The sequence below is a fragment of the Streptomyces sp. NRRL S-495 genome (assembly GCF_000966955.1).
GTDB classification, from domain to species: Bacteria; Actinomycetota; Actinomycetes; order Streptomycetales; family Streptomycetaceae; genus Kitasatospora; species Kitasatospora purpeofusca.
The window spans coordinates 1-465 of the sequence record NZ_JZWY01001216.1; the positions used below are offsets into that span (position 1 = coordinate 1).

Below are 465 nucleotides of genomic sequence, written 5' to 3' on the forward strand. Positions count from 1 at the left end.
CCCACGCCCTCGCCCCAGCCGGTGCCGTCCGCGGCCGCCGCGAACGGCTTGCAACGGCCGTCGGGGGACATCGCGCCCTGTCGGCTGAACTCGACGAACACCGCCGGCAGCGCCATCACACTGACCCCGCCGGCGAGGGCGAGCGAGCACTCACCGGCCCGCAGGGCCCGCGCCGCGAGGTGCAGCGCCACCAGCGAGGCCGAACAGGCGGTGTCCACGGTGACGGCGGGGCCTTCGAGACCGAGCGCGTAGGACACCCGCCCCGACATCACGCTCATGGAGTTCCCCGTCATCAGGAACCCCTGGACGGCTTCGGCGGCGCCGGAGCCCAGCGTGGCGTACCCCTGGTCGATCGCCGCGGCGTACACCCCGGTACGGCTGCCCCGCAGGGTGAGCGGGTCGATGCCGGCCTGCTCGACGGCCTCCCAGGACGCCATCAGCAGCAGCCGCTGCTGCGGGTCCATC

1 protein-coding gene is annotated in these 465 nt (G+C 74.4%); it reads right to left on the reverse strand.

Annotated elements, in window-relative coordinates; translation table 11 throughout:
- A partial coding sequence (locus VR45_RS40710; RefSeq protein WP_045945023.1) for a polyketide synthase occupies nt 1-465 on the reverse strand: 465 nt, incomplete at both ends.